This is a genomic window from Nitrospirota bacterium (assembly GCA_004296885.1).
Lineage (GTDB): Bacteria > Nitrospirota > Nitrospiria > Nitrospirales > Nitrospiraceae > SYGV01.
The window spans coordinates 110,690-136,621 of the sequence record SCVN01000023.1 but is presented as its reverse complement, the minus strand read 5'-3'; the positions used below and the strand labels follow the sequence as shown (position 1 = coordinate 136,621).

Sequence of the window (25,932 nt, the reverse complement as noted above, 5' to 3'; positions counted from 1 at the left end):
CACCGGTTGACGTCCCGTTTTTTTTGAGGAAGGAGAGCATACCATGGGCAAGGTCATCGGCATTGATTTGGGCACGACGAACTCCTGCGTGGCCGTCATGAGCGGCGGGGATCCTGTCGTCATCGCCAACGCCGAAGGCAGCCGCACGACCCCCTCGGTTGTGGGTATCACGGACAAGGGGGAGCGGCTCGTCGGCCAGATCGCCAAGCGTCAGGCCATCACCAACCCGGAAAACACGATTTTCTCGGTCAAGCGGTTGATGGGCCGAAAATTCAGCAGCCGCCAGGTGCAGGAGGCCGCCAAACGCCTGCCGTACAAGGTCGTGGAAGCGAACAACGGGGACGCGCATGTCGAGATTCGCGGCAAACGCTACAGCCCCTCCGAAGTTTCGGCGATGATCCTCCAGAAGATGAAGCAGACCGCCGAGGACTACCTGGGCGAAAAGGTGACCGAGGCCGTCATCACGGTGCCGGCGTACTTCGACGACAGCCAGCGCCAGGCGACCAAAGATGCCGGACAGATCGCAGGCCTCACCGTGCTTCGCATCATCAACGAGCCGACCGCCGCGTCGCTGGCCTACGGCCTGGACAAGAAGAAGGATGAGCGCATCGCGGTGTACGACTTGGGCGGCGGCACCTTCGACATTTCCATCCTGGAAATCGGCGAGGGCGTGTTCGAAGTCAAATCCACGAACGGCGACACCTACCTGGGCGGCGACGACTTCGACCAACGCGTAATGGATTGGCTGGTGGATGAGTTCAAGAAGCAGGAAGGCATCGACCTGCGGAAGGACCGGATGGCCCTTCAACGCCTGAAGGAAGCGGCGGAGCGGGCCAAGATCGAGCTGTCCTCCTCCCAGGAAAGCGAGATCAACCTCCCCTTCATCACCGCCGACGCCAGCGGCCCCAAGCACCTGGTCATCAAGCTGACGCGGGCCAAGCTGGAGCAACTGGTGGATGATCTGATCCAGCGCACGATCGAGCCTTGCAAGAAGGCGTTGACCGATGCGGGCGTGACCGCAAAGGACATCAACGAGGTGGTGCTGGTCGGCGGCATGACTCGCATGCCCAAGGTCATCGAAAAAGTTCGGGAGTTCTTCGGCAAGGAGCCGCACAAGGGCGTCAACCCGGACGAAGTCGTGGCGATCGGAGCCGGCATCCAGGGCGGCGTGCTGAAGGGCGAGGTCAAGGACGTCCTCCTGCTGGATGTCACGCCCCTTACGCTCGGCATCGAAACGCTGGGCGGGATCTTCACGCATCTGATCGAGCGCAATACGACCATCCCCACCAAGAAGAGCCAGACCTTCTCGACAGCCGCCGACAGCCAGAGCGCGGTGACGATCCGGGTCTTCCAGGGCGAACGCGAAATGGCGAACGACAACAAACTGTTGGGCCAGTTCGATCTGGTCGGCATCCCGCCCGCTCCCCGAGGCGTGCCGCAAATCGAGGTGACCTTCGACATCGACGCCAACGGGATCGTGCACGTCGCCGCCAAGGATCTGGGCACGCAGAAGGAACAGTCCATCAAGATCACCGCCTCCAGCGGGCTCAGCAAGGACGAGATCGAGAAGATGGTCAAGGAAGCCCAATCCCACACGGACGACGATAAAAAGCGGCGACGGGTGGCCGAAGCCAGGAATCAGGCGGACAACCTGATCTACGGCACGGAGAAGAACCTGACCGAACATGGGGACAAGATCGGCGAGGACGACAAGAACCGGATCACGGAAGCCATCGCCGAGCTCCGCAAGGCCATGGAAGGCGACGACCCGGCCGCCATCGAGTCGGCGACGCAGACGTTAACGACCGCCTCGCACAAGCTGGCCGAGGAGATGTACAAGAAAGCCTCCGCCGGATCTGGGACGGCCGGCACCGGGGACGGCGCCAATCAGGGCGGCCAGGACAACGGAGGCGGCTCGGCCAAGACCGATGAGAAAGTGGTCGATGCCGAATTCGAGGAAGTCGACAAGGACAAGAAGTAAGCACACACGAGACCCTGTCACGCCGGCTCACGCCCCCAGGGTGTGAGCCGGTTCATTGTTTTCACCTGATGGCATCTGTGGCAAAGCGCGATTACTACGAAACGCTCGGCATCGACCGCAACGCGGCCGACGACGAGATCAAGAAGGCCTTCCGCAAGCTGGCCCGCCAATATCACCCTGACCTTCAGCACGGGGAACAGCACAAGAAAGTCGCCGAAGAAAAATTCAAGGAGATCAACGAAGCCTACGAAGTCCTGAGCGACCAGGAAAAGCGCCGCCGGTACGACATGTTCGGCCATGCCGGCGCGCAGCAGGGTTTCGGCGGCGGGGCGGAAGGCTTCGACTTCGGGCGAGGCGGGTTTGGGGACGTTTTCAACGACATTTTCGAAGACTTTTTCGGGGCCGGTCGCGGCGGCCAGCGGGCCGAACGCGGCTCTGATCTCCAGTACAACCTGGAACTGTCCTTCGAAGAATCGGTGTACGGCAAGGAAGCGACGCTCAAGATTCCCCGGGCCGAACCCTGCGCAGACTGCAAAGGCACAGGAGCCCGCTCAGCCGACGCCGTCAAGGTCTGTCCCAGCTGCAAGGGGGCCGGCCAGCTCCGTTTCCAGCAGGGGTTCTTCAGCATCAGCCGGCCTTGTAATCAATGCGAAGGGGCCGGCCAGATCATCACCGACCCTTGCGGGACCTGCCGAGGGCGGCGGCGGGTCCGTCGCGAACGCATGCTCTCGGTCAATATCCCCGCCGGCATCGAATCGGGCATGCGCCTGCGGCTCGCGAACGAAGGAGAACCGGGAGACAACGGCGGCCCACCGGGCGACCTCTACGTCGCCGTGACGGTGCAATCCCACGATATTTTTTCCCGCAAGGGCAACGACATTCTCTGCGACATTCCGGTCAGCTTCGTCACCGCCACGCTCGGCGGCAAAGTGGAGGTGCCCACGCTCAAGGGCACGACCGTCATCAAGGTTCCGGCCGGGACCCAGCAGGACAAGGCTTTCCGGCTGAAGGGGCTCGGCGTGCCCAGCCTGAAAGGGCAGCAGACGGGCGATCAGATCATGAAGGTCAAGATTCAAATCCCCACCAAACTGACCGCCGCACAGAAGACGCTTCTGGCGGAATTCGCGAAAGAAAGCGGCATGACCATGGATCAGGATGGGGATGGGTTTTTCGACAAGATGAAGACGTACTTCGAGTGACCTAGAATGCCGTGAGTGGTATGGGGACAGGCCTGACGAGAGCCGCCTCCCCTCACGCCTCACGTTTCACGCCTAACGTCTCCTGATGCCCGTCTTCTTCATCAATTCGACCCAGGTCACCAGCGGAACCGTCACGATTACCGGTCCCCTCTGCGACCATCTCCGCGGCAGCCTCCGTGTCGCGGAGGGAGAAACTTTCTGGATCGGCGACGAACGGCGACGACGATATCTGGTAAAAGCCCTCCAGGTCACCAAGCAGGCCATCATCAGCCGGATTGTGGAGGAGCGGGTCGGCCCGGTTCCCGGTAGCCCCACCATCACCCTCGCGCAGACGATTCTCAAAGGCGATCGGATGGACTGGACCATTCAAAAAGCCACCGAACTCGGGGTTGCGGCCCTCATTCCGCTGGTGACCGAACAAGGGATCGTTCGGCCACGCCCTTCCCGTTCCGACGCGCAACAGGAGCGGTGGCAACGGATCGCGTTCGAAGGGGCGCAACAGTCCGAGCGATGGGATGTGCCGATCGTGACCGCACCCCAGAAAGCTGATGCCTTCTTTGCCGGCCAATCGGCCCAGGACACAAAGCTCATTTTGAGCGAACGAAGCAGCGGATCGAGCCTGCAGGGGGTCGTCTTGCCTGCCGGAGCCGCGACAAGGGTGATCGTTGCAGTGGGCCCGGAAGGAGGCTGGCGGCGGGATGAACTCGACCTGGCGTTGCAGCAGGGATTCCTGCCGGTGACTTTGGGATCGAGGATTCTTCGGGCTGAAACAGCGGCGATCGCGGCCTTGACGGTCATCCAAAGCCGCTTAGGGGAACTGGGGTGAATTGTGGGAAGTTCTCAGCCATCAGCCGACAGCCGTCAGCCTTCGAGAAGATACGCTGAGAGCTGATCGCTGAAAGCTATTGCGGTGCTGTGATCTGCAGAATCGTGCCCCGCTCCCCGACCGCCCAGCCCTGACCCGCAGCCGGAAAGCTCAGACCGAAGAGAGAGGCTTTGCTTGAGTGTTCTTGCAGTACCCAATTAAAGCCTGCGTCGGTGGTTCTGAAAATCGTGCCTCGCTCCCCCACAACCCAACCGGCTTTGCCGTCGGTAAACCTCACTCTGAGCAGGTCCGTGAGCCGTGAACAGGACCCGGCGCAAGGCAGCGAGCGGTCCACCCACTGCGCGCCCCCGTTGAGGGTTTGAAACATCGCGCCCGCATTGCCGACGACCCACCCGTTCAGAGGATCGGCGAAGAACACATCAAAAAACGTGGCCGAACTCTGGGTCTCCTGCGCCGACCAGGTACGGCCTCCGTCCTCCGTCGACAGGATCGTCCCCAGCGCCCCGACCGCCTTCCCGTTACGCTGATCCAAAAACTGAACGGCATACAAGGTGGCATTCGTCCTGCTGGTTTGATCGACCCAGTGCCTGCCTCCGTCCTCGGTCTGCAAAATCGTCCCTGCGCCCCCCACCACCCAGCCCAGGGCCGGACTCAGGAAAAAGACTCCATAGAGGGACGACTGAGTGCCGCTGGCCTGGGGCTCCCATTTTTCCCCGCCGTCACGGGAATGCAGCAGCGTGCCGTTGGCCCCCACGGCCCAGCCATGGATCGCGTCGGCAAAAAACACGCCGCTGAGCTGAACGTTGGTCGAACTGGGCGCCGCTTTCCAGCGCTTCCCCCCGTCGGTTGTCCGGACGATGACGCCGCCGCTTCCCACCGCCCAACCGCTCTTTGCATTCAGAAAATAAATCCCCATCAGGGTCGCGTCGATCCCGCTCTTCTGGGGAATCGCCGCGATCGGGGCAGCCCCTGAAGGACTGTTGAAGCAGAACAGGGCTACAGCAGCCAGCAGCGCCGGCCCCACGAGTCTCGCCTTCCGCCATCGCCGCATCGTCCCCATGGATCACTCACGGCCCTTCTGGTCGGGGCTGTTGAAGTACCCTGGATCAGGGAGCCCTTTTGCTTGGATCGTAAACTGCCCTGCTTCGACGCTCACCCATTGTTTTTGAGTGCAACAAGCGCCGTCCGGCAACAAATCCCAGGACCCTCGTCGCACCACCAGCGGCCCAGCAATGGCGCCCGTCACGAATTCGTTCATCTTCCCAATCCCGAACATTTGACGTCTGGGCACTCGAACCTTGATCTCCGTATCGGTCCAGGACACGATCATGCCGGCCAAACCGTTGAACAGGACCTCGCTGCGAGAGACATTTTCGCCAAGCTTGATGGGAGCGAAGTCATGGCCCCCTTCGTTCAAGCCAGGTTGGGTCGCTTCCGTGGTCTTCAGGAAGTTCCCGAACCCGGAGCCTTTGATCGTCACCACCTCATCCAGGCCGGCCGTCGCCGGAGAAAAGGACTCCACCTGGGGGACCACGAGGGAAAAAATCCCCGCCTCGGTCGTCACCAGTCCCCGCTCCGCACAGCAGGTCCCGTCTTCCTTGGGCACAGTGGCTCCACGCTTGACGACCACCGGTCCGCTCTTGACGCTGTAGGGGATCCACACGTCGATTTTGTCGTCATGCCAGCGATAGATAATGGCCGGCACCCCGCCGATTTCCACTCCGTTGTCACCCTTGTTGAAATCCGCAAACGCGAACGGTGAGGCGCCGCTTTCCGAATAGAAGCCGAAATTTTCGCCGGTGATCCGCAGCAGACTTCCGATCGGCGCGCTGGCGGGCGACAGACCGGTGGCCTTGGGCATGCGCACCGCAAACTGGCCGACCGTCCGCTCGACCGATCCTTGCTTGATCACGATTGGACCGCTGGCAGCATTGAGCGGCACATGCGCGACAATGAGCTGGTCCGTCCACTGGGCCACGGTCGCAGGACGGCCGTTGAACAGGATGGCATCGGCGGGACTCTTGCCGGCGCCGAAGCCTTTTCCGAACAGCACCACTTTGGTGCCCACCGGACCGGTGAGAGGGTCCACCCGGATGGAGGGCAGGACGCTGAGGGCGACCGCATTGCTCACGCTGTACTCGACCGGCGCGCAGCAAGACCCGTCCGGCAGGGGGTCCGAGGAAGCCAACCGGACCAGCACGTCGCCCGAAGCGGCATTGGCCGGCACTTCGACTTCGATCCGGTCATCACGCCAGCGGCGCACCCTGGCCGGCACGCCGCTGATCAAGACGTCGTTGACGCCGAACATCGTATTGGGGTCTTTGGAGCCGGCCGTATTGCCGAAGTGGGCGCCGCTGATCTGAAGCACCGAACCTGGCTCCGTCTCCCCTGGGGTCACGGCCTGAATGATCGGGCGCAGGACGGTAAAAGTGCCGGCCTGGATCCTTTTTTTTCCTTTTACGATTTCGACGGGACCGGTGGCCGCCCGCAAGGGAACTTTGACGGAAACCAAATCCGGTTCCCACCGCTGCACCAGGGCCGGAACGTTGCCGAAGAAGACCCGGTTGTCCTGCGAGGACTTGAATGTCCCGAACCCCTTGCCGGTAATCGTGACGGTCGCGCCAGGAGGCGCAGCATCCGGCGCAAGTGCGGTTCCGGCCCAAGCGGAAGACGACCAGGCAAACATTGGCAGGACCAGGGTCAAAACGGCAATAGGCCACATGATGCGGGCTCCTGAATGTGTCCGGAAGAACGTACTCCTGAGCGTGGTGAACGACCCCGCGAGAGGAGGCATGGAGGCCGAAACGAGGCTGCCAGACAGCCAAAACGCACGCACTATAACAAGCGTTCTTTTTGCCTGTCAAGGAACGGAGCCGTCCGGAGAGTCGGGCGGCAACGGCTCACCGCGGCGGCAAGACTTGCAAAATCAGCTCCAATTCGACCGGCGCATTCAGTGGAAGCTGAACCGCGCCGACCGCTACACGGGCATGGCGGCCCGCCTCGCCGAACAATTTGACAAGCAGGTCCGAGGCTCCGTTGATGACCGCCGGCTGCTGCACGAAGCCTTCCGCCGACGCGACGTGTCCGACCAGGCGCACCACCTGCCTCACCCGGTCGAGCGTGCCGAGGTGGCTCCGTACGATAGCCAGCGCATTGAGCAGGGCAACCTGCGACTCCTCATAGCCCTGCTCGACAGTCAAGTCCCGGCCCAACTTGCCCACCAGCGTCAACTTCCCGTCGCGGAACGGGAGGACTCCACTCAAAAACAACAATTCCCCCGCCTGCACCGCGGGAACATAGGTCGCCACCGGTTTGGGCGGGAGCGGCAACTCGATCCCCGCTTGCGTCAGCCGATCTTCGAAAGACATGCGCCTCCTTGCAGAATCTGTCGGTGATCAGCCCAGCGCAAGCGAATCCAGAAAGCTCTCTCCGCACGGCAACCGTTTCACGTGGAGCGCATCCGCAATCGTCTGGCCGAGGTCGGCCAGGCTTTGCCGCACGCCAAGATTGACGCCGCGCGCAAGTCTCGGTCCATAGGCCAGGAGCGGCACATATTCGCGGGAATGGTCCGTACCCGGCATGGCCGGGTCGTTCCCATGGTCGCTGGTGAGAAAGAACACATCGCCCTGGCGCATGCCGCCCAGCAAATTGGGCAGCCAGTAGTCGAACTCCGTGAGCGCCTGAGCATAGCCCTTGGCATCCTTACGGTGGCCATAGAGCATGTCGAACTCCACCAGATTGACGAATATCAATCCCCGAGGCACCGTCTCCAGCACGCGGCTTGTTTCAAGCATGCCCTCCTCATTGGTCGCGGCATGGATGGATCGCGTCAGGCCCCGCCCTTTGAAGATATCCTCAATTTTCCCGATCCCGACGACCGGATGGCCGGCGGCTTTCAGCTGGTCAAGCAAGGTCGGGCTCGGCGGCTCCAGCGCAAAGTCGCGCCGATGGACGGTGCGCACGAACTGCCCCGGCTCACCGCTGAAAGGCCGGGCGATGACACGGGCAACCTGATGCGGCGGGCGCAGCAGCCGTCTGGCCTCCCGACACATCCTATAAAGTTCCTCGACCGGCACGACTTCTTCATGGGCGGCAATTTGGAAGACACTGTCCGCGCTGGTGTAGACGATGGGCGAACCGGATCGGACATGTTCTTCGCCCAGCTTGTTGATGATGTCCGTTCCCGACGCAGGCCGGTTGCCCAAAACCTTCCGGCCGATGGCTTTCTCGAACGCCGCGATCAGCTCCGCCGGGAACCCTTTCGGGTAGGTCGGAAAGGGCCTGTCTGTAACGAGGCCGGCCAGTTCCCAATGACCCACCGTGGTGTCCTTGCCTTTGGATAATTCCGCCATCTTGCCGAAGCAGGCGTCCGGCTCGCTCACCTTCGTCAGGCCGGCAAACTCCCCGATATGTCCGAATCCCAACCGCTGCAAGTTGGGCAGATGCAGTCCTCCGACGGCTTCGGCCACGTGGGCCAGGGTATTGCTGCCCGCATCCCCATAGGCCTCCGCATCCGGAAGGGCCCCCACTCCCAGGCCATCCAGCACGATGAGGATGACGCGTTGAATCATCGTCTCGTTCATGCGACCGTACTGTCATCCTGTGGTACCGACGGAGCGACCATCTGCAGCACCTCGTCATCGGTCACGACTTCGTAGAAGACATCGGCGGTGGGAAGGCCGAATCGGGGATGGCTTTTGTCCAGCAGCCGGATGCGGCCCTGCCGGACCACGACGCGATGCAGAACGCCTTTCAAATCCGGGTACCGGCCGACGTAGAAAGATGTGGCCATATCGTCTCCGGGCAGTTGCATCTCCACTTCCTGCATCGTGAGTTCGGTCTGGAGCTTGAAGAACCCGTCTTCGTCGAGCTCGATCCCGTTGAGATTGTACCGGAGATGGACCTCCCCCTTTTCGCCGCGCAACGGATCGCCTTCCGGAATTTCATAAATGTCCACGCTGGTCAAGATCCGCTCCCGCTTGGCCCGTTCCTTCCTGAGCATCCAGGAGCAGGAGGACAGCCGGTCGGCCTTGCCGATCGCCGAGGAGATCACGATTTCGTTGTTGCCGTCATACAGAAACGTCGGCGGCTCTTCGCTGTAGACGATCCCGATCCCCAATTCCAGCTCCGGCAGCCCGTCCTTCCGGCAGGCGGCGTTTTGGGCCTGCACCAGGCCCAGGAGCCGCTTGGCGATTCCGCACATGCGCGCCACGCTATAGTGATGCTCGATCGCCTCCTCATGTTCCATCAGACTGAGGATGACCGCGTCGCCCTCGATAAAGACCTTGTTGGCCCCGTACGTTTCCAGCACCTCGTTGAGCGGCTCAAAAAAATTCAGACTGAAATGGGAGGCCGGATTCAGGCCCCGCTTGCGCAACTCGGCCACCATCGTCGTGGACCCCCGCACGTCCGCTTTCAGGATCACGTGATTGAGCACCGTTTGGGCGACCGCGCCCTCTTCCCCCGTACCCAAGAACTCGAAGAGGGTCCGGTTGGCCCGCGACAGCCGGATGTTTTTCTGATCCTCCTGCAGTTCGATCCGGCCCATCGCCTGCTGGATGAGCTGGCCGTTCGCCAGATCGCGCCGAAACGTCAGAAAGTCTTTGAGGAAACGGATCAGATAGGCGCGCTCCTCCCCGCAGGATAGTTTCTCGACCCGCTGCACCGCTTGGATCAGCGCGGCGGGCAACAGGGGCTGGCCCTTCACCTTCTTGTCTTTGATTTTTGCGAGAATGGCCTTGCGGGCACGCTTGTCAGAAACAAACTGGTGCAACTCTCCCGCCGTCAGCACGCCGGCATAGTCCTTGTAGCACGGCACGATCTCATAGGCAGCCACCGCCTTGGCCAGCAACGGTGTCTGCCGAAAATACCGCTCGGCGACCGCTCCCAGGCGACGCTGGAATTCCAGCTGCTTCTTAAGGTCCGCCACTTGTTCGTTGTCTTTTGCTCGCTTGGCTTTTGCGATGCGTTCGAGCGTGAGGGTGGCGTTGAAGAGCACATCCACATTGGCCGGAACGTCGGCCCAGGCATAATGCTCTTTCAGATACCGGGCACGGTGTTGCTCCCGGTCGCTTGCGGCCTGGTTCAACTTCGCCTCAACGTCCGCAATTTGTTTGGCCAACCCCTCGGCCTGCGCCCCCTTCTTGGCGCGCCCCTGTTTTTTCTTGAGCGCAGCCGCCTGCGCCGCCAGTTCCCCGTGGACCTGTTCGCCTTTACTCAACTCGATTTCCACGTCATTGGTCGGCTTCTGAGGACGAAAGATGTCGGGCATGAAGCGATCCAGCGCGGCAAAACTATAGGTTCCCTCCTCATCCTGGCTTTGCCCCTGGCTCAGCAGCACATACTGTTTCATCTGCACTTCGTCGTCGAACGGATTGTCCGCCTGAAGAAGCGGATTCCCGATGACTTCTTCCGGCAGGGACCAGCGTTGCCCGATCACCGACTGCCTCAGGTCCCCCAAGGCTCCTTCTTCGGTCTTCAACAGAGGAGCGAAGAGTTGGCGAGCGATCTTGTACCGCAGTCTGGCGCGGTTTCTGGCCAACCAGCTCAATCGCTCGGTCATCTCGATCCGCTGGCTGTCGTTGGCCTCTCCGCCCGAGGTCATGGTGGCCCGAATCGTCTGCCGAAGCACCTCCAAATCGGCCTGGACGCGCCCCAACAAGAACTTGATTGTGCTCACCTGCACCAACTGGACGAGCGGAATACCTCCGCTGGTTTTGGCCCGATGGACGGTGGCCTCCATCATCCGGGCATACCCGACCCGATACTCTTCCCATTCTTGCCGACTCGGCCCTTTCGCCGTTCCGCCCCACCGTCCGCTTCCCGCCTCTTGGTCAATGAGCAAGGCAATCATACGGATCGCCTTGGCCTGAAACTTCGGGCTGAGCCGCACGTCGATATGGACGTTGTCGATGCCCCTGGAAAATGCGTCGAAATTGATGAGCGTGGGTTGGCAGACTTGGGCCGGCGTCGGGGAGGCGGACGGAACGGTCGGCCGGTAGAAGGCCAGGAACAGTCTGCAGAGGCTATTGATCAATCTTCCGGCACCTTCCTAAAGATACGGCCAGGATACATGGCGGCCACAGATTAGCCATCACGGTCGTGACGACGCAAGCGCCGTGCGCCATTCTTTCATGATCGCGACACCGGCGCTGGTTCCGATCCGATCCGCCCCGGCGGTCAGGAGCGCCTGCGTGGCGGCCAGGGTGCGGATGCCCCCGGAGGCTTTGACTTTGGCGCGGCCCGCCGCCGCCTGAGCCAGCAACTGCACGTCCTCGACCGTCGCCCCACCGGGGCCGAATCCCGTCGAGGTTTTCACATAATCGGCGCCCGCGTCGATCACCAGCCGACAGGCCAGAAGCTTTTCCTCCCGCGTCAGATAGCCGGTTTCGAGAATGACTTTATGCTCCGCACCCGGCGTAGCGTGCACGACGGCGGCGATATCATCACGAACCAGGGCCTGGTCGCCAGACTTCAGGAGGCTGACATTCATCACCATATCCAGCACCGTGACGCCCAAGCCGACGGCTTCAACCGCTTCGCCGACTTTGGCGGCGGTCGTCTGCATCCCGTGCGGGAACCCGACGGGAATGCCCACACGGACAGGTCGGCCGGCGAGGGCCTTGATGGCCTGGGCCGCGTAGCAGGGAGGCACAAAAACGACCGTGAATCTATACTGCACCGCCTCCTCGCAGAGCTGCATGACGTCAGCCCTCGTCGCATCGGGACGGAGGATCGTATGATCGATGCGGGCGGCAAGGTCCTGCTGCGGATCGAAGGACATGTGCGAGTCTCGTCTCTGGGTCATGACAGGTGCTTGGCTTGACGCCGATGCGGCCGACGCTGGTACTGCTCCACCGCCCGGTTGTGCTCCGCCAATGTGGAGGAGAACTGATGCGTGCCGTCGTTGCGGGAAACAAAATAGAGGTAATTAGTCGGCACGGGGTAGAGCGCCGCCCGGATAGCTCCTGCGCCGGGGTTGGCAATGGGGCCCGGCGGAAGGCCGGTGATGCGATACGTATTGTACGGACCGGCGGCGGCCAGGTCCTTCTTGGTCAGATTGCCGTCAAAATTCTGAATCCCGTAGATGACGGTCGGATCGCTCTGGAGTGGAATGTGCCGCCGGAGGCGGTTATGAAACACCGCCGACACCAGTTCGCGCTCGGACTCGACGCCCGACTCTTTTTCGATCACCGACGCCAGAGTCAGCACGTCATGGACGCTCATGTTCACTTCCTTCGCGCGAGCCTGAAGCTCCGGGGTCAAGACCTGCCGGAGGCTGCCCACCATGGTTGCGATCACGTCTTTGCTTTTGACTCGCCTGGCCAGCCGGTAGGTACTTGGAAACAAATACCCTTCAAGACTATCCGTCTCGAGACTGAGGCTCTGGATGAAGTCTCGATCATGCACCAGGCGCAAAAATTCCTTGCCCTCCAAGACTCCCCTTTGGTCAAGCAGCTCGGCAATCTGAGCGGCGGTATACCCCTCCGGAATCGTCACCGGATGCAGCACCACGTGGCCGCTTCGAAGCTCGGCCAGCAAGTCCTTGGGCGACATATCGGACCGGAGCGCATATTCCCCCGCCACGATCCGGCGATCCGACGCCGTCAATTTCCCCAAGAGCAGAAACCCCCATTGGCTCCAGAGGAGGTGTTCCCGTTGCAGCAGCGCCGCGACCTGCCGAAATGTCGCCCCATCTGGAATCTCGATGGTCTTGACCACCCCTTGGCCAGGCCGATCGACCGTTGTCGTGGTGGCCCACTGGAAGAGCCAGGCCCCAGCCATGCAAAAGCCGACGCCAGCCAACAAGAGCGCCAGGCCTCGTCTCATATCCCTTCCGCACTGATGGGATCCGTCGCATCAGGTTGAGAACCGGCGACGCCTCCATCGGCACCGAGGCTTTCCAGGTAGCTCTGCAGAAGAATCGCGGCCGCCACCCGGTCCACGGTTCCCTTGCGTTTCCTGCGGCTCATATTGGCCTGGATCAGGACTTCTTCCGCCGCCTTGGTCGTCATCCGCTCATCCCAGGTCACGATGGGAATGGTGACGATTTGCTCCAGCTGCCCGATGAACTCCTGGACCTGCAACGCGGCCGGCCCCAACGTTCCATCCAGTCGCACGGGGAACCCCATCACGATCCGCTTCACCTCGTGTCGGTCTACCAACTGCTGGATATGCGCCACGTCCGCTGCGACGGACCGTCGCTCATAGGTTTCCAGCGGCTGCGCGGTCCAGCCTAGCTCATCGCTCAGGGCCACCCCGATACGCTTGGTTCCCGGGTCGAGGGCTAAAATTCGTCTGGTCGACGTGCCGCTCACCGCTTGGCCGCTTCCTCCACCAATGCAAACACTTTGTCCAAAGCCGCATCCAAACCCTCCGGGTTCTTCCCGCCGGCTTGGGCCATTTCCGGACGCCCGCCGCCGGTCCCGCCGATGGCCGCCGCCATCTCGCGGATGAGATCGCCGGCCCGTAAACGGGCGGTGAGGTCTTTGGTCACGACCACCAGCAGTGACGCTTTGTCCTCCTTGGCGGAACCCAGGGCGATAACGCCGCTGCCCAACTTGTCGCGGAGCCGGTCGGCCAGCGTCCGCAGCTCGCCCCCCTCCATTCCATCGGCCCGTTGGGCATGTACGGTGATGCCCTGAATCGTGCGCACCTGCGCCTCGCTGCTGGAGCCGCTGGCCAGCTTGAGCTTGACCTGCTCAAGCTCCCGCTCCTTGTCCTTCAACTGCGCCATCAATTTCTTGGTCTTGGCCGCCAGTTCGGACGGGCCGACTTTCAACAGTTCGGACAGTTCGCGCACCTCCGCCTCGAGCCGTTTGAGCTGCGCCATGGCTCCGGATCCGGTGAGGGCCTCGATCCGCCTGACCCCCGCGGACACACCGGTTTCCGCCACGATCCGGAACAGGCCGATCTCGCCGGTCTGGCGGCAATGGGTGCCTCCGCAGAGCTCCTTGCTGAACGTGTCCACGCTGACGACCCGGACCTGCTCGCCGTACTTGTCCCCGAAAAAGGCCATCGCCCCGGAGGCCACGGCCTCCTGCACCCCCATCACCTGCGTCTGCACCGGCTCGTTGCGCCGGACATGGTCGTTGACGAGCGCTTCGATGTCGTCCATGTCTCGCGACGACAGGGGTTTGAAATGCGCGAAGTCGAACCGCAGACGGTTCGGCGCCACGAGGGACCCGTACTGGCGTACGTGAGGTCCCAAAAGTTCGCGCAAGGCCGCATGGACGAGGTGCGTAGCCGTGTGGTTCCTGGCTGCATCCTGCCTGGTGACGGGATTCACGGAGGCCTCCACCCGCTCGCCTTCCCTGATGCGCCCGGCGATCACCTTGCCCTTGTGCAGGATGACTGTCGGGGCCGGCCTCGTGGTTTCCAGTATCTCGATCCGGCCGTCCGGTCCCGCCAGCATCCCTTGATCCCCGGCCTGGCCCCCCCCCTCGGCATAGAAGGGCGTGACGTCCAGGACCAGTTCGATCTCTTCCCCTTCCGCCGCCTCCTTCACCAGCCGGTCGCCCTTGAGGATCGTTTGGATGACCGCCGTCGTCTTCAGTCCCTCATAGCCCACAAAAGCCGTGGGACGAACCCGGCCTGCCACTTCCATGATGATCGGTTTGGCCGCAACCGCCTCGAAGCCGGCGGTCTTTCTGGCCCGGTCACGCTGTTCCTCCAGGGCCCGCTGAAAGCCCGTTTCGTCCAACTGCATCTGCTGTTCCTTGCAGGCCTCGGCGATGAGGTCGAGGGGAAACCCGTAGGTATCGTACAGCTTGAAGACTTGCTCGCCGGGCAACAACGAACGGCCGGCGGCCTTGGCCTTCTCCACAAGATCGTTCAGGATCGGCAACCCCTGGTCCAGTGTGGCGATGAACCGCTCTTCTTCTCCCTGGGTGGCCTGGGCGATGGTCTCGGCCGCACCCCGCAGCTCCGGATAGGCCCGGCCCATCTGTTCGACCACCGATCGGGTCAATTCATGGAGAAACGGCTCCGTCGCCCCCAACAACCGGCCGTGTCTGGCGGCGCGGCGCAGGATGCGGCGCAACACGTAGCCGCGCCCTTCATTGGAAGGCACCACGCCGTCGGCCAACAAAAACGCCGTCGCCCGCAAGTGATCCGCGATGACGCGCATGGACCGGTCATGAACGGGCTGCTCGCCGTAGCGGCGGCCGGTCTCGGCGCCGATGGCGCTCAACAGGGGGCGAAACAGATCGCTGTCGTAGTTGCTGTGGACTCCCTGCGCCACCGCCGCCAGCCGCTCCAGGCCCATCCCCGTGTCGATGCTGGGCTTGGGCAGCGGCTTCAAGGTCCCACTGACATCGCGGTCGTACTGCATGAAGACCAGGTTCCAGATTTCAAGGACCCGGTCGCCCTCGCCGTTCGGCTCGGCGTCCCCCGGCACGGACGGCCCCTGGTCATAATGGATTTCGGAGCAAGGGCCGCAGGGACCCGTGTCCGCCATCTGCCAGAAATTATCCTTCTCCCCGCAGCGCAGGATGCGAGCGGTCGGCATGCCGATCTTGCCCCAGAGTTGAAAGGCCTCGTCGTCGTCGCGAAAGACCGTGACCCAGAGTCGGTCCTTCGGCAACCCGACCACGTTGGTCAGGAAATCCCACCCGAAATGGATCGCCTCTTCCTTGAAATAGTCCCCGAACGAAAAATTCCCGAGCATCTCGAAGAAGGTATGGTGCCGGCCCGTGTAGCCGACGTTCTCCAGGTCGTTGTGCTTGCCGCCGGCCCGCATGCACTTCTGAACGGTCACGGCGCGGCGATAGGTCCTGACCTCCTCGCCGAGAAAGACCCGTTTGAACTGGTTCATTCCCGCGTTGGCAAACAGGATGGTCGGGTCCGCCTGCGGAATCAGCGGAGAGCTGGGCACGGCTTGGTGACCGTGCGAACCGAAATAGCGGAGGAACCCCTGCCGCAACTCATCCGCGGTCTGAATCTTCATGAATCCTGGTCTCCTACAAGATGCTGGATGATCGCTTCGTCAAAGCCGTGCCGCCGCAGCAAGGCCGCCTGCTTGGCCTGAGTCCGGAGAGCGGCCCGCGCGCGCAACAGCCTGCGCGCCAGGTCCTCTTCGTTGCGCCCTTCGTAGGCCTGCCTCAAGGCTGTTGCAACCGTCGGCGGCTCGAACCCCTGCGCCGTCAACTCGGCTTCGAGCCGCTCGCGCCCCATTGGCTTCTGCGCGAGCCTGGCCCCAGCCCAACGTCCGGCATAGGCTGCGTCATTTACATAGCCGCGCCGACGGAACTGCCCGAGCAAGGCGGCGATCAAGGCCGGCGCCGCACCGGCTCGCTCCAGATAGGTCCGCACCTGGGCCTCGGTTCGATCACGACGAGTGAGGTACCGCAGGGCCGCCTGCTCCAGCCGCTCGGCGGCTTGATCAGGGGTATCGGCAGACCGATGAATCTTAGCCTGCATGATCCATGAAGACTTCTATTCCAACCGCCGACACGCCGCTGCGACAAACCTGGCCGCTGGTTCTAGGCGGCCAGGCGAGCGGGCTCGCCGCTCGGTCGGTCGACATCCTGTTCAAGGATGCCTCCCTTCCTCGCGACTCCACGCGCCCGTCCCGCCAGGCGTCTCAGCGGTTTCATTACGAACCCTCATGAATTACGCAGACTGAGGAACGGCTTCACGCTCTCCAGCCCCGTCCGGTCAGGAGGCGCGCCCGACGTGCGCCCGTTTATCGTCCGCCTTACCGTCCGGCTGACGTCCTTCCGGTTTTTTCTCGATCGGCTTGGCCGCCGGCGCGGTGGCTTCGCGCAAACGGGTCTCGATTTCCTTGGCGATCGTCTGGTTCGTTTTCAAAAAGCCACGAACCGCCTCACGGCCCTGGCCCAAGCGCTCCCCTTTGTAGGAATACCAGGCCCCGGATTTCTCGATGATCTTCTTCTCGACACCCAGGTCAACGAGCTCCCCGGTTTTCGAAATACCTTCCGCAAACATGACGTCGAATTCCGCCTGCTTGAAGGGCGGCGCCATCTTGTTCTTGACCACCTTCACCCGCACACGGCTGCCGATGACGTCCTGCCCTTCCTTGATGGACTCGATCCGCCTGATATCCAGCCGGACCGAAGAATAGAACTTGAGCGCGTTGCCGCCCGTCGTCGTTTCGGGATTCCCGAACATGACGCCCAACTTCATGCGGATCTGATTGATGAAAATGACCGTGGTCTGGGATTTCGAAATCGCGGCCGTCAGTTTCCGCAAGGCCTGCGACATCAGGCGGGCCTGCAGTCCCATATGGGCATCGCCCATTTCCCCCTCGATCTCGGCCCTGGGCACCAGCGCGGCTACCGAATCCACCACGATAAGATCGATGGCGCCGCTGCGGACCAATGTTTCGGCGATCTCCAACGCCTGCTCTCCCGTGTCCGGCTGGGACACCAGCAATTCGTCGGCGTTCACGCCCAACTTCTTCGCATAGCCCAGGTCCAGGGCATGTTCCGCGTCAACGAAGGCGGCCACCCCGCCGGCTTTCTGGGCCTCGGCAATGGCATGGAGCGAAAGGGTGGTCTTCCCTGACGATTCCGGCCCGAAAATCTCGATCACCCGTCCCCTCGGAAAACCCCCGACGCCAAGCGCCAAGTCCAGGGTCAGGGAGCCGGTCGAAATAGCCGGCACATCCGCCGCCGGCTCGGCCCCGCCCAGCTTCATGATGGCCCCTTTGCCATACTGCTTTTCGATCTGGGAGAGCGCCAGGTCCAACGCGCGCTTTTTCTCGTCTTTTTCGGCTGTTCGCTCTGCCATGGAGGCCTCCTTACCGTGCAATGATGAAGGCGGAATGTAGAATGATGAGCGGCCTAGCCCCCATTCGCCCTTCCTCTGTCATCGTTTCTGTAGCAGCGGCCATTATACCCAAGTCATGGGGGGAAAGCATAGCCTTGGTCGACCTTGAAGCCGGACTTTTGGCTGCCGCTTCATCCTTGCCCCGCTCCGCCAAGCGGAACCTCCCAAAGCTTCGTATAGATGGAGCCAGAGGGTCTGCGTTCGCTCTGCACGAGGGCCACCGTTCGGACATTCAGCTGCCCGAGTTGAACATCGACGTCCAGCAGGCCGATCCGCGCCAACACCCTTCCCACCTCTTTGGACCCTTCCTTGATTCTTGCCAGGGTCAAGTGGGGATTGAAGGGTCTCGACTCGGGCGGATAGCCCAGTCCTTCCACGCTCCGTTCAATCGTCTCGTCCAGATGGGATAAGGTTGTCGTAGGATTGCCCCCGCTCTCCTCAGGTCCAGCGGAAAGCCCGATCCAAAGGACCCGCGGCACCCGCAGATCGGGGAAGACACCAAGTCCTGCCACAGCGATGGAAAAGGGAGCCAAAGAATGGAGAGCATCCCCGACCACAGATTGCAGATCGTCCACGTGATCTTCCGGGATATCCCCGAAAAACTTCAAGGTCAGGTGAATCGCAGTGGGGCGCACCCACTGGAGGCGCATGCCTGGGGACAGTTCCCTTGAAATCCGATTCCTAACATCGGCCTGGACCTGAACAATGGCCTGCGTGAGAGCAGCCGGCAATTCAACAGCCAGAAAGGTTCTGATCATGGTCCGCCAAGAGGGCCTGTCGAGGCGAGCCACTCCCGCAGCATATTCAAGGCCGCCTGGGAGGCTCGCAGTTTAATCGTCTCGCGCGTACCGTGAAAACGAAAGGCTTGCGTCTTGCTGACTTGGCCCGCTTTGCTCCGGGCCGTATCGAGTCCGACATAGACCAAGCCCACAGGCTTCTTGGCTGTTCCCCCGCCTGGCCCGGCAATGCCGGTGACGCTCAGGCCGACCGACGCCCGGCTCCTCGCACGGACCCCCTTGGCCATAGACGCAGCCACAGGGGCACTGACCGCTCCATGCGTGATCAACAACCGCTCCGGCACGCCCAGCAACTCGGTTTTTGCGCGGTTGCTGTAACAAACCACGCCCCGGTCCAGATAGGCGGAACTGCCGGGCACTTGAGTCAGGCGGTGGCCGATCAGCCCCCCGGTGCAGGACTCGGCCAGCGCCAGAACCAGGCCACGACTCGCCAGGTATCGCCCCACGACCTGCTCCATCGTGTCGGGCCCTTCGGCATAGACATGCCTGCCGAGCTTCTTCCGGATTGTTCGGAAAACCCGTTCCAATTGATCGAGTTGGTGCCGTCCCTGTCGGCTCTCGGACACCACTGCCGTCAGTGACAAAACCACCCCTAAGGGAGAAGCCAGCAGACCGAGCCGGATGCAGCCGGAACGAGGCAGCAATCCTGCGATCCGTTGCTCGAGTTCCGACTCGGGCAGACCGACGGTACGAAGAACCAGCCGTTCGATTCTTTCTGGCCGCTCGGTCCGCCCCGACACTATTTCTCGTTGGAGCATCGGCGCCAGGATCGCTGCAAACATCCGCTCCGCTTCCGCCGGCACGCCGGGCAAGGCGGCGATCAGCGCGCCCTTCCAGCGCAAGGCGAAGCCGGGGGCGGAGCCAACCGGATTGGCCAGGACCTCGGCGCCTGCCGGAATCAACCCCTGCCGTTGTTGCGCCGCCGACGGAGTCCTGCCCCAAGCCGCCAATCGCCTGCGCATGCCCTCAACCGCTTCCGCCCGGCGGCGCAAGGGGCGGCCGGTCGCGCGGGCCACCGCCTCTCTGGTGCAATCGTCCGAGGTCGGCCCAAGCCCGCCGGTGAGCAGAACCACGTCAGCCCGACGCGCCGCTGTACGAAGGGTCGCCACGATGTCGTCTTCCACATCGCCCACAACGGTTTTAAACCGGACTTCAATCCCGGCTGAGGCCAAGCCATCGCTCAAAAAAATGGAATTGGTATCCAGCCGCCCGCCGAGCAAGAGCTCCGACCCGATGGCAATGATTTCTCCGCGTTGCATCTTTTCCTCCGCTGTCGAGCCGATAACAGATTGCCGACAACCTGTCAACGACGAGCATGTCACAAACAGCCAACAGTCAATTATTCGACTGTAAAATCAACCACCTGGAAAGTTATCAGGCATAGCTGTCACCCGGCCATCCGGTTGACAAATAGCGTCACGAAGTGATAGAAATCCTACTTCCCATACGACCGCGATTTTTTTGGCGTGCATGGAGGAGAGGAATGGCGAGCCCTGAGCAGACAGCCAAACGACAATTCGTCAACTTCAGTTTCCATAAGATGGACCCAGCCTGGCGCAGACTGCCGGAGGAGGAGCGTACCAGGGGCAAGCAAGAGTTCGCCCGTGTGGTGGAGGAATATGCCGGCAAGGTCATTGTGATTCCTTATACGCTCGTTGGTATCCGGGGCGACTGCGACTTCATGCTCTGGCGCATCGGCTACGAGATGGAGCTGTTCCAGGAGATGATGTCCAAGCTGCTCGCCACTGGCCTGGGCAAATACATGACGACCCCCTACTCCTACCTTTCGATGACCAAGCGGTCCATCTATGTGGACCACCATACCCATGAGGGCCAGGAAAGCAAGCGACTGCAGGTCATTCCCGGCAAGAGCAAATACATTTTCGTCTACCCGTTCGTCAAAACGCGCGATTGGTATCTGCTGACCAAGGCCGCCCGCCAAGGCATGATGGACGAGCATATCGAAATCGGGCACCGGTACCCATCGGTCAAGCTGAATACGACCTATTCGTTCGGGCTGGATGACCAGGAGTTCGTCGTGGCCTTCGAGTCGGACAAGCCGGAGGATTTCCTCGATCTGGTAATGGAGCTGCGCTTGGCCGAAGCCAGCCGGTACACGGAACGCGACACCCCCATTTTCAGCTGCATTATGAAGAGCCTGAAGGAGATGCTCGATACGCTGGGCGGATGACCGGCAGCCGAGCCACGGGCACGGCGCGCCGTTCGGGCAAACGGGAGGCCGCCGGTTCCTTATCCCGCACGAATCCACGGACGAGAGGAGAGCTTTCGATGAACTGTCCGAAGTGTACCGGCCTGTTGATCCAGGAGGAAATTCAGGAGCACAGCGGACGATTCCAGGGGTGGCGCTGCATCCAGTGCGGGCTCCGGCTTGATCAGACCATCGCTCAGAACCGGCATGATACTCAATCGGACCAACGGCCAACCGCAGTCGCCGGCTCCTCGTCCAGCACTGCCTCCCTGCTGCAGACCCGCACGGCTGGCCGCCACAAACGTCCCGCCCGCGCGAGCTAGCCCATCTCCAGTCCCAGTCCCTTCGACCGATGGCAGCGGACGACCCGACAATCGACCGATCGCAATCGCTCGCCGCTGCTCTCTCCCTCCTGGCACCGGGGTTGGGGCAGGCCATCAAGCGACAAGCAGGCCGATCGCTCCTTGTCATAGCCGTAACAGGCATCCTTCTGATCGGCACCTGGGGAGTCGGGAAGCTCGGCGGCACCGGCGCGGCCGTTTTGTGCTTTATGCTGCTGGGCCTGCCTTGGTGGGCTTTTCAGAGCTATGATGCGTGGCTGCCTCCAGCATCCACCGACCGCTGGGGATTCAAGGAGACATGGCGACGCGTCTGGACGGAAGCCCATGATATCCGATACCTCGGCTTGCTTTTCCTGCTGACCGCGGCCACGGATTTCTACATCATCGTTGTGAACCCCTCCTACGCATTGACCGTCTTTTGCGCCAAACCTGCGGGGCTCTGGGGCTTGCTCGCCAAGGCCCAATCACCCACTCTGCACATCCTGATCGGCTATGGGTTTCTGCGTCTCCGCCGCTGGGGGCTGCTGCTCTATGTCATCTACGCCGCGTTTGGATTTCTGAACGCATCCGCGAACTTCGCCTGTTTCGGCTACGGGCGTGTCAGGACGGTGTTCTTGCTGACGCTCGCAGCGTTCACCGCCTACGTGCTCTGGCGCGCCCCCTGTTTCAGCTCGCGATCGCCGGCTCCCGGCAAACTTTGACAGGGCGCCGGACATTGTGTTATCAGACATTCACTCCTCATCGCTGTCGGTGGATGCACATCCGGGTAACAACGAGATCGTCGCATGGAAGATTCCACGGCCCTCTGCGCCATCAGACATCCGGACGGTTCGGTCAGTCTATATGTCGACGAAGCCTATGCCGTCGAACGGGGCGCCGACCCCACCAAACTCGTGCGTATCGACATTCCCCGTGAGTTGTACGCCAACGGAACGGTGCAACAAATCCGTGAATACGTGGCGACACACCTTGAGGCCCAGACAGAAGGATCGGCTTAACCAACGACCGTCCGGATGGAGTGCAACATGGGCACGGTGTTGACGCAAGAACAGATAGTCGCCACAGTCGATGCCCTGCCGATCCAAGGCCGCATCATGCTCCGCCTGTTGCTGCTGCGGTACCTGGATGTCACAGCCGAGGATGTGCAGTATATGGCGTCGGATCGGCCCGACCCACGCTTTCAGGCGGGCGGCAAGCCGATTACCCCCTACATCTCCCAAGAAACGCTGCAAGGCATTGCCGACCGGGTCAAGCAATACCGCATCCAGGTGCGCCTAAAGCGGGAACGGATCAAGCTGCAGGTCGACTGCCTCCAGCGATTGCTTGCCCGAAATGAAACGCTGGTCACGCTCGCCTCGAAACTGCTGGCCGCCCAATTCGCATTGACGCCGGACGCGGTTGAGGACTTGAAAAAGCAGGCGCGGACCTCGGTCCCCAAGCCGGTCATCCGAGAGCTGGAGCGAAAATGGGAACTCGGCGAGGTGGTGGAAGACGAGTACCGCAAAGCACGGTTAGGCCTGGAGCTGCAACGTCTTTTGCGGCGGATCGAGACTGATCGTAAGCGCCTGGCACAAGCCAAACGGGAATTCGACCTGGCCAATGCGTCACCGCTCCAAGACCATGAGATCGCCCATATCTGGGGCATCCCGGCCGGCAGCCTTGCTGCCCGCAAAGCCAAGTACTTGCATCAGTATTTGCAAGGCCTCCAAACCAGACTCGCCGCCGCCTCGCCGCCGACCCTCCAGGCCAACAGTCCCCCGGTGGATCTCTGGCGGGAAACGTTGGAAGTATTGTCGCATTCACCGGTAGAGCACTCTCCCGCCGTCTACGATGGCCTTGAGCGTACCGAAGGGGCCCTCATTGAAAAGCTCACGACCTTCGCCGCTGGCGCCCTTCCCGAAGACCTCGAAGGGCGGTTCTGGTTGTCTCTGATTCAAGAGTCTCGACATCAGGCTGAGTATGGCTCGAAAGCCATCTCCGTGTTTGCGCTCCAACGCCTCCTGGCCATCCTGAATGACATGGACATGTCGAACGAAGCGCTGGAAACGGACTTGCTCGCCCGCGTGGCCCCGGCTCACAAGGTATCGGCGATCGAAGAGGGGGCGGCGCCGATCCCGACCGAGGCACAACTGAGCGAGATGGGACAGCATGTCCTGAAAAGCTTCATGGGGGAAAGCCATCCGGATCTTCAAGGACGGCGCTAAGCGAGAGACAATGACAGGCCGATACCATTCAAACCCATCAGGGCAACATTCCATTGTGGAGCCTACCGTGCACACTGAGACTAGACACTCTTTTGGTTGCGCGAAGTGGCTCATGCTGGTCCTTTTCTTGTCTGCATGGCTGCTGGAGACCGGCGCCTCCCAAGCGGCTGGCGTGCAGGACATCACCGAGATCCTGGCCCACCCGGAACAATATGATCGGCAGGCCGTGATGGTCACCGGAAGGGTTGCGAATCTGCAGATTGCGACCAACCGACAGGGGCAGCCGGCTTATGGGTTTCTGCTCACAGGCGACAAAGGCACGGTCAGGGTGGTCGCGCTGGGCAAGGTGGAGATCCATGAGGGCGAACAGGTCATCGTGGAAGGCGTCTTCAATCGGCTCAGGCAGGCCGGACGCGCGATCGTCTTCAACGAGATCAAAGCCAGCTTTATTCAGCCACTCGAGCGCCTCAACCCAGACCTCGTCGGCTAGACTCATCCGGCGTCCATTCCGAGCAAATAGTATCAATGGCCTTGACGTCGGGCGCACTCCTTGATACATAGTCCGTCGCGTGGCGGTGTAGCTCAGTTGGTAGAGCAGCGGACTCATAAGCCGCGGGTCGGGGGTTCGATACCCTCCACCGCCACCATATAAAAATTCGCGTGAACCGTCTGCGGCGATTACATTCAGGGGGACGTTTTAGCCACAAGTAAGTGCGGATCCGCTTTCGGATTAGCAACCCCAGCCCATGACCGCTCTTGACGGCTGGGCATCACCGAATGTGCGATTGCCTTCCCACCGCTTCCAGGTTCGCAAACATCGAGCAATTTTGCTCCGCCTTCCTGGGCATGCTATGTTGATAACCGTTTATGAGCATCTCGCGTCAAACCAGTGGCTGCGCTGGAGAAGCTTTGCGGCTTGCCTTGCCATCCGGATCAGGCGCTGCGTAGCCATAGCGCTTGAGATGGGTTAACCTTTCATGACGGTCCAGCATGGAATATATTCTCGGATCATAATCGCTCGCTTCCGGAAACGGCAGGCCATCGTGTTTGCCGCCGGCATTGGGACCGTGGCGCTCCTGTCCTACCACATGTGGAAGATATATCTGGCGCCACCGCAAACTTCATGGGAAATGAGCCTTCATGATCGGCTAACGGTCTGCATCATGGCATTCATTGCAACCCTAATCATTGCCTACACGATCTATCGCTGCCCCAACTGTAACAGCCGACCAGTAGGGAAGCATTGGTTAGGCCTTAATCCCAGCCGATGCCCTTCCTGCAAAATAGGCTTTCGGTAAACCACCTTCTGTCCATTCGCATCGTATAGTCACGTGCCCAGTGACATTTTTACCTCTAGCCGGACGCAACAGTAAATTCTATGTATCTAATTAAGCTATTGAATATATTATGTAATAAATATGTTGACAAACTATTTAAACTTATAATAATATTATAACATAATTTAGATCGGAATTAAATATGTCGTCGCAAGAACGCCATAGAGCCATTCCCCAAGGGATACTTCTAGTCCTCATCCTCCAGGTCCCTGTCTGGCCCCTCCAGGCCATGGCCTTCGATTGGACTCCCTCGGCTGAAGAGATTGCCAAGTATAGAAAGAGCTGGAATCCGTTTTCTGAGGGTCCCCTACTCCTTCAATCCGTGGACATCCATCCTCAAGGACAGCTCTCGGTCCGTCCGTTCTTGTTTTCCCAAATTTCCGAAAAGAGTTATGGCAACCATCTCACGACGCCGGTCGATGCGAAAAGCGGCCCGACGCATCTCTACTCCGTTGCACCGCTCGTAACCGTCACCTACGGAATCACCGACCATGTGGAATTTGGCGCCGCCACCTCCTGGAACACCTTCTGGGCGCAGGACTCGGAAGGGTTCAACAAGGGACGAGGCGGCCCCATGACCACGGACTCGGGCCTCGGCGACCTCTCACTCGTCATCAAGTATCGGCCCATCGTGCAGGATCCCGACAGTACGCGCCCCTCCGTCACCCTCTACAATCAGATTATTCTTCCCACGAGCCGTTGGGCCGGCACGGAGCGGCCGCCCGGAGGCTTTGCTCCGCTGGGACGCCTTCCCGCCACCCGATTTGGTGAACTGGGCGTGACCGAAGGGCTGACTTTTCGAAAAAATGAGCAGCCGTATCGCCTGAGCGGCGGCGTGTACTACACCTATGCGGCCCCCGGAAACGACGGAGGCCAAACCACCTACGTGGGCGACATCATCAATACTCGCGTGGCGTTCGAACATTTTCTGGACGACAAGAAGGGGCTGGCCTACAACATTGAGTTGGCCACGTATCACAGCCTTACCTGGCGCGCCGACGGCCACGCGCTCAATCGAGGATCGCGCAGCGGCTCGACGGTCATCGGGATCGAGCCGGCCATTCAATGGCGGTTTTCCGACGCCTGGGTCGGCGCATTCGGCGTGCTTTACACTGCCGCCGGGCAGAACAGCCCCGATGCGTTCTACCCGAACTTCGCCATCCAGTGGTACTGGAACCAGGGCAAGCAGGTCATCATGCGCTGACCGGGTTGCGCGTGACGCCCCTCGGAAGAACTAGGGACTGCGA

Annotated in this window: 24 protein-coding genes and 1 tRNA gene; 12 read left to right on the top strand and 13 right to left on the bottom strand. The window is 61.3% G+C overall.

The window, feature by feature from the left end; all coding sequences use genetic code 11:
- The first annotated feature begins 43 nt into the window (after positions 1-43).
- From dnaK to EPO61_13735, 3 genes are all read left to right on the top strand, one after another.
- Entirely contained in the window at positions 44-1,981 is a 1,938-nt protein-coding gene (dnaK, locus tag EPO61_13745; GenBank protein TAJ07039.1) for a molecular chaperone DnaK, read from the top strand.
- A 77-nt stretch (positions 1,982-2,058) separates the two neighbouring features.
- Positions 2,059-3,180, top strand: coding sequence for a molecular chaperone DnaJ (dnaJ, locus tag EPO61_13740; protein TAJ07430.1), 1,122 nt, complete (start codon positions 2,059-2,061; stop codon positions 3,178-3,180).
- A gap of 85 nt (positions 3,181-3,265) precedes the next feature.
- Positions 3,266-4,006, top strand: a complete 741-nt coding sequence (locus EPO61_13735) for a 16S rRNA (uracil(1498)-N(3))-methyltransferase (GenBank protein TAJ07038.1) — start codon at positions 3,266-3,268, stop codon at positions 4,004-4,006.
- A 76-nt stretch (positions 4,007-4,082) separates the two neighbouring features.
- Here the strand turns inward: EPO61_13735 and EPO61_13730 are convergent, their stop codons facing one another.
- From EPO61_13730 to EPO61_13685, 10 genes are all read right to left on the bottom strand, one after another.
- Positions 4,083-5,066: a hypothetical protein gene (locus EPO61_13730; GenBank protein TAJ07037.1), complete on the bottom strand. Its 984-nt coding sequence runs from the start codon at positions 5,064-5,066 to the stop codon at positions 4,083-4,085.
- Between the two features lie 3 nt (positions 5,067-5,069).
- Positions 5,070-6,800: a hypothetical protein gene (locus tag EPO61_13725; GenBank protein ID TAJ07036.1), complete on the bottom strand. Its 1,731-nt coding sequence runs from the start codon at positions 6,798-6,800 to the stop codon at positions 5,070-5,072.
- 106 nt (positions 6,801-6,906) lie between these two features.
- On the bottom strand, positions 6,907-7,374 hold the full coding sequence (locus EPO61_13720) for a RidA family protein (protein TAJ07035.1): 468 nt from the start codon (positions 7,372-7,374) through the stop codon (positions 6,907-6,909).
- Positions 7,375-7,401: 27 nt separating this feature from the next.
- A complete protein-coding gene (locus EPO61_13715) occupies positions 7,402-8,577 on the bottom strand; it encodes a phosphopentomutase (protein TAJ07429.1) in 1,176 nt (391 codons plus the stop codon).
- A gap of 8 nt (positions 8,578-8,585) precedes the next feature.
- Positions 8,586-11,042 (bottom strand): hypothetical protein, encoded by a 2,457-nt coding sequence (locus tag EPO61_13710; GenBank protein TAJ07034.1) that lies wholly within the window; start codon positions 11,040-11,042, stop codon positions 8,586-8,588.
- Between the two features lie 57 nt (positions 11,043-11,099).
- A complete protein-coding gene (deoC, locus tag EPO61_13705; GenBank protein ID TAJ07033.1) occupies positions 11,100-11,813 on the bottom strand; it encodes a deoxyribose-phosphate aldolase in 714 nt (237 codons plus the stop codon).
- Positions 11,810-12,835, bottom strand: coding sequence for an endolytic transglycosylase MltG (gene mltG, locus EPO61_13700; GenBank protein TAJ07032.1), 1,026 nt, complete (start codon positions 12,833-12,835; stop codon positions 11,810-11,812). The genes deoC and mltG overlap by 4 nt, the downstream gene beginning before the upstream one ends.
- Positions 12,832-13,323, bottom strand: a complete 492-nt coding sequence (gene ruvX, locus EPO61_13695) for a Holliday junction resolvase RuvX (protein TAJ07031.1) — start codon at positions 13,321-13,323, stop codon at positions 12,832-12,834. Before ruvX ends, mltG begins: the two co-directional genes overlap by 4 nt.
- On the bottom strand, positions 13,320-15,953 hold the full coding sequence (alaS, locus tag EPO61_13690; protein TAJ07030.1) for an alanine--tRNA ligase: 2,634 nt from the start codon (positions 15,951-15,953) through the stop codon (positions 13,320-13,322). Before alaS ends, ruvX begins: the two co-directional genes overlap by 4 nt.
- Positions 15,950-16,426, bottom strand: a complete 477-nt coding sequence (locus tag EPO61_13685; GenBank protein TAJ07029.1) for a hypothetical protein — start codon at positions 16,424-16,426, stop codon at positions 15,950-15,952. The genes alaS and EPO61_13685 overlap by 4 nt, the downstream gene beginning before the upstream one ends.
- A gap of 5 nt (positions 16,427-16,431) precedes the next feature.
- Here EPO61_13685 and EPO61_13680 point away from each other — a divergent pair, with 5 nt between their 5' ends.
- On the top strand, positions 16,432-16,617 hold the full coding sequence (locus EPO61_13680; protein ID TAJ07028.1) for a hypothetical protein: 186 nt from the start codon (positions 16,432-16,434) through the stop codon (positions 16,615-16,617).
- Between the two features lie 46 nt (positions 16,618-16,663).
- On the opposite strand, the gene recA is transcribed toward EPO61_13680, so the two are convergent.
- From recA to EPO61_13665, 3 genes are all read right to left on the bottom strand, one after another.
- A complete protein-coding gene (recA, locus tag EPO61_13675) occupies positions 16,664-17,758 on the bottom strand; it encodes a recombinase RecA (GenBank protein TAJ07027.1) in 1,095 nt (364 codons plus the stop codon).
- 170 nt (positions 17,759-17,928) lie between these two features.
- Positions 17,929-18,555, bottom strand: coding sequence for an RNA 2',3'-cyclic phosphodiesterase (gene thpR / locus EPO61_13670; GenBank protein ID TAJ07026.1), 627 nt, complete (start codon positions 18,553-18,555; stop codon positions 17,929-17,931).
- Positions 18,552-19,853: a competence/damage-inducible protein A gene (locus tag EPO61_13665; protein TAJ07025.1), complete on the bottom strand. Its 1,302-nt coding sequence runs from the start codon at positions 19,851-19,853 to the stop codon at positions 18,552-18,554. Before EPO61_13665 ends, thpR begins: the two co-directional genes overlap by 4 nt.
- A gap of 224 nt (positions 19,854-20,077) precedes the next feature.
- Between EPO61_13665 and EPO61_13660 the strand changes: the two genes are divergently transcribed.
- The 8 genes from EPO61_13660 (at position 20,078) to EPO61_13625 (ending at position 25,889) form a co-directional block, all read left to right on the top strand.
- Entirely contained in the window at positions 20,078-20,785 is a 708-nt protein-coding gene (locus tag EPO61_13660) for a chlorite dismutase (protein TAJ07024.1), read from the top strand.
- 98 nt (positions 20,786-20,883) lie between these two features.
- Positions 20,884-21,126: a hypothetical protein gene (locus tag EPO61_13655; GenBank protein ID TAJ07023.1), complete on the top strand. Its 243-nt coding sequence runs from the start codon at positions 20,884-20,886 to the stop codon at positions 21,124-21,126.
- Positions 21,127-21,155: 29 nt separating this feature from the next.
- Positions 21,156-21,845 carry a hypothetical protein gene (locus tag EPO61_13650; protein TAJ07022.1) on the top strand — a complete coding sequence of 230 codons (690 nt, stop codon included), beginning with the start codon at positions 21,156-21,158 and terminating at the stop codon, positions 21,843-21,845.
- Positions 21,846-21,929: 84 nt separating this feature from the next.
- Entirely contained in the window at positions 21,930-22,142 is a 213-nt protein-coding gene (locus EPO61_13645; protein ID TAJ07021.1) for a hypothetical protein, read from the top strand.
- A gap of 27 nt (positions 22,143-22,169) precedes the next feature.
- Positions 22,170-23,348, top strand: a complete 1,179-nt coding sequence (locus EPO61_13640) for a hypothetical protein (GenBank protein TAJ07020.1) — start codon at positions 22,170-22,172, stop codon at positions 23,346-23,348.
- Between the two features lie 112 nt (positions 23,349-23,460).
- The gene (locus EPO61_13635) at positions 23,461-23,838 is read left to right on the top strand and encodes a hypothetical protein (protein ID TAJ07019.1); all 378 of its coding nucleotides are present in this window, start codon (positions 23,461-23,463) and stop codon (positions 23,836-23,838) included.
- A gap of 81 nt (positions 23,839-23,919) precedes the next feature.
- Positions 23,920-23,995, top strand: a tRNA-Met gene (locus tag EPO61_13630).
- A gap of 1,012 nt (positions 23,996-25,007) precedes the next feature.
- Positions 25,008-25,889 (top strand): hypothetical protein, encoded by an 882-nt coding sequence (locus EPO61_13625; GenBank protein ID TAJ07018.1) that lies wholly within the window; start codon positions 25,008-25,010, stop codon positions 25,887-25,889.
- The last annotated feature ends 43 nt before the right edge of the window (positions 25,890-25,932 follow it).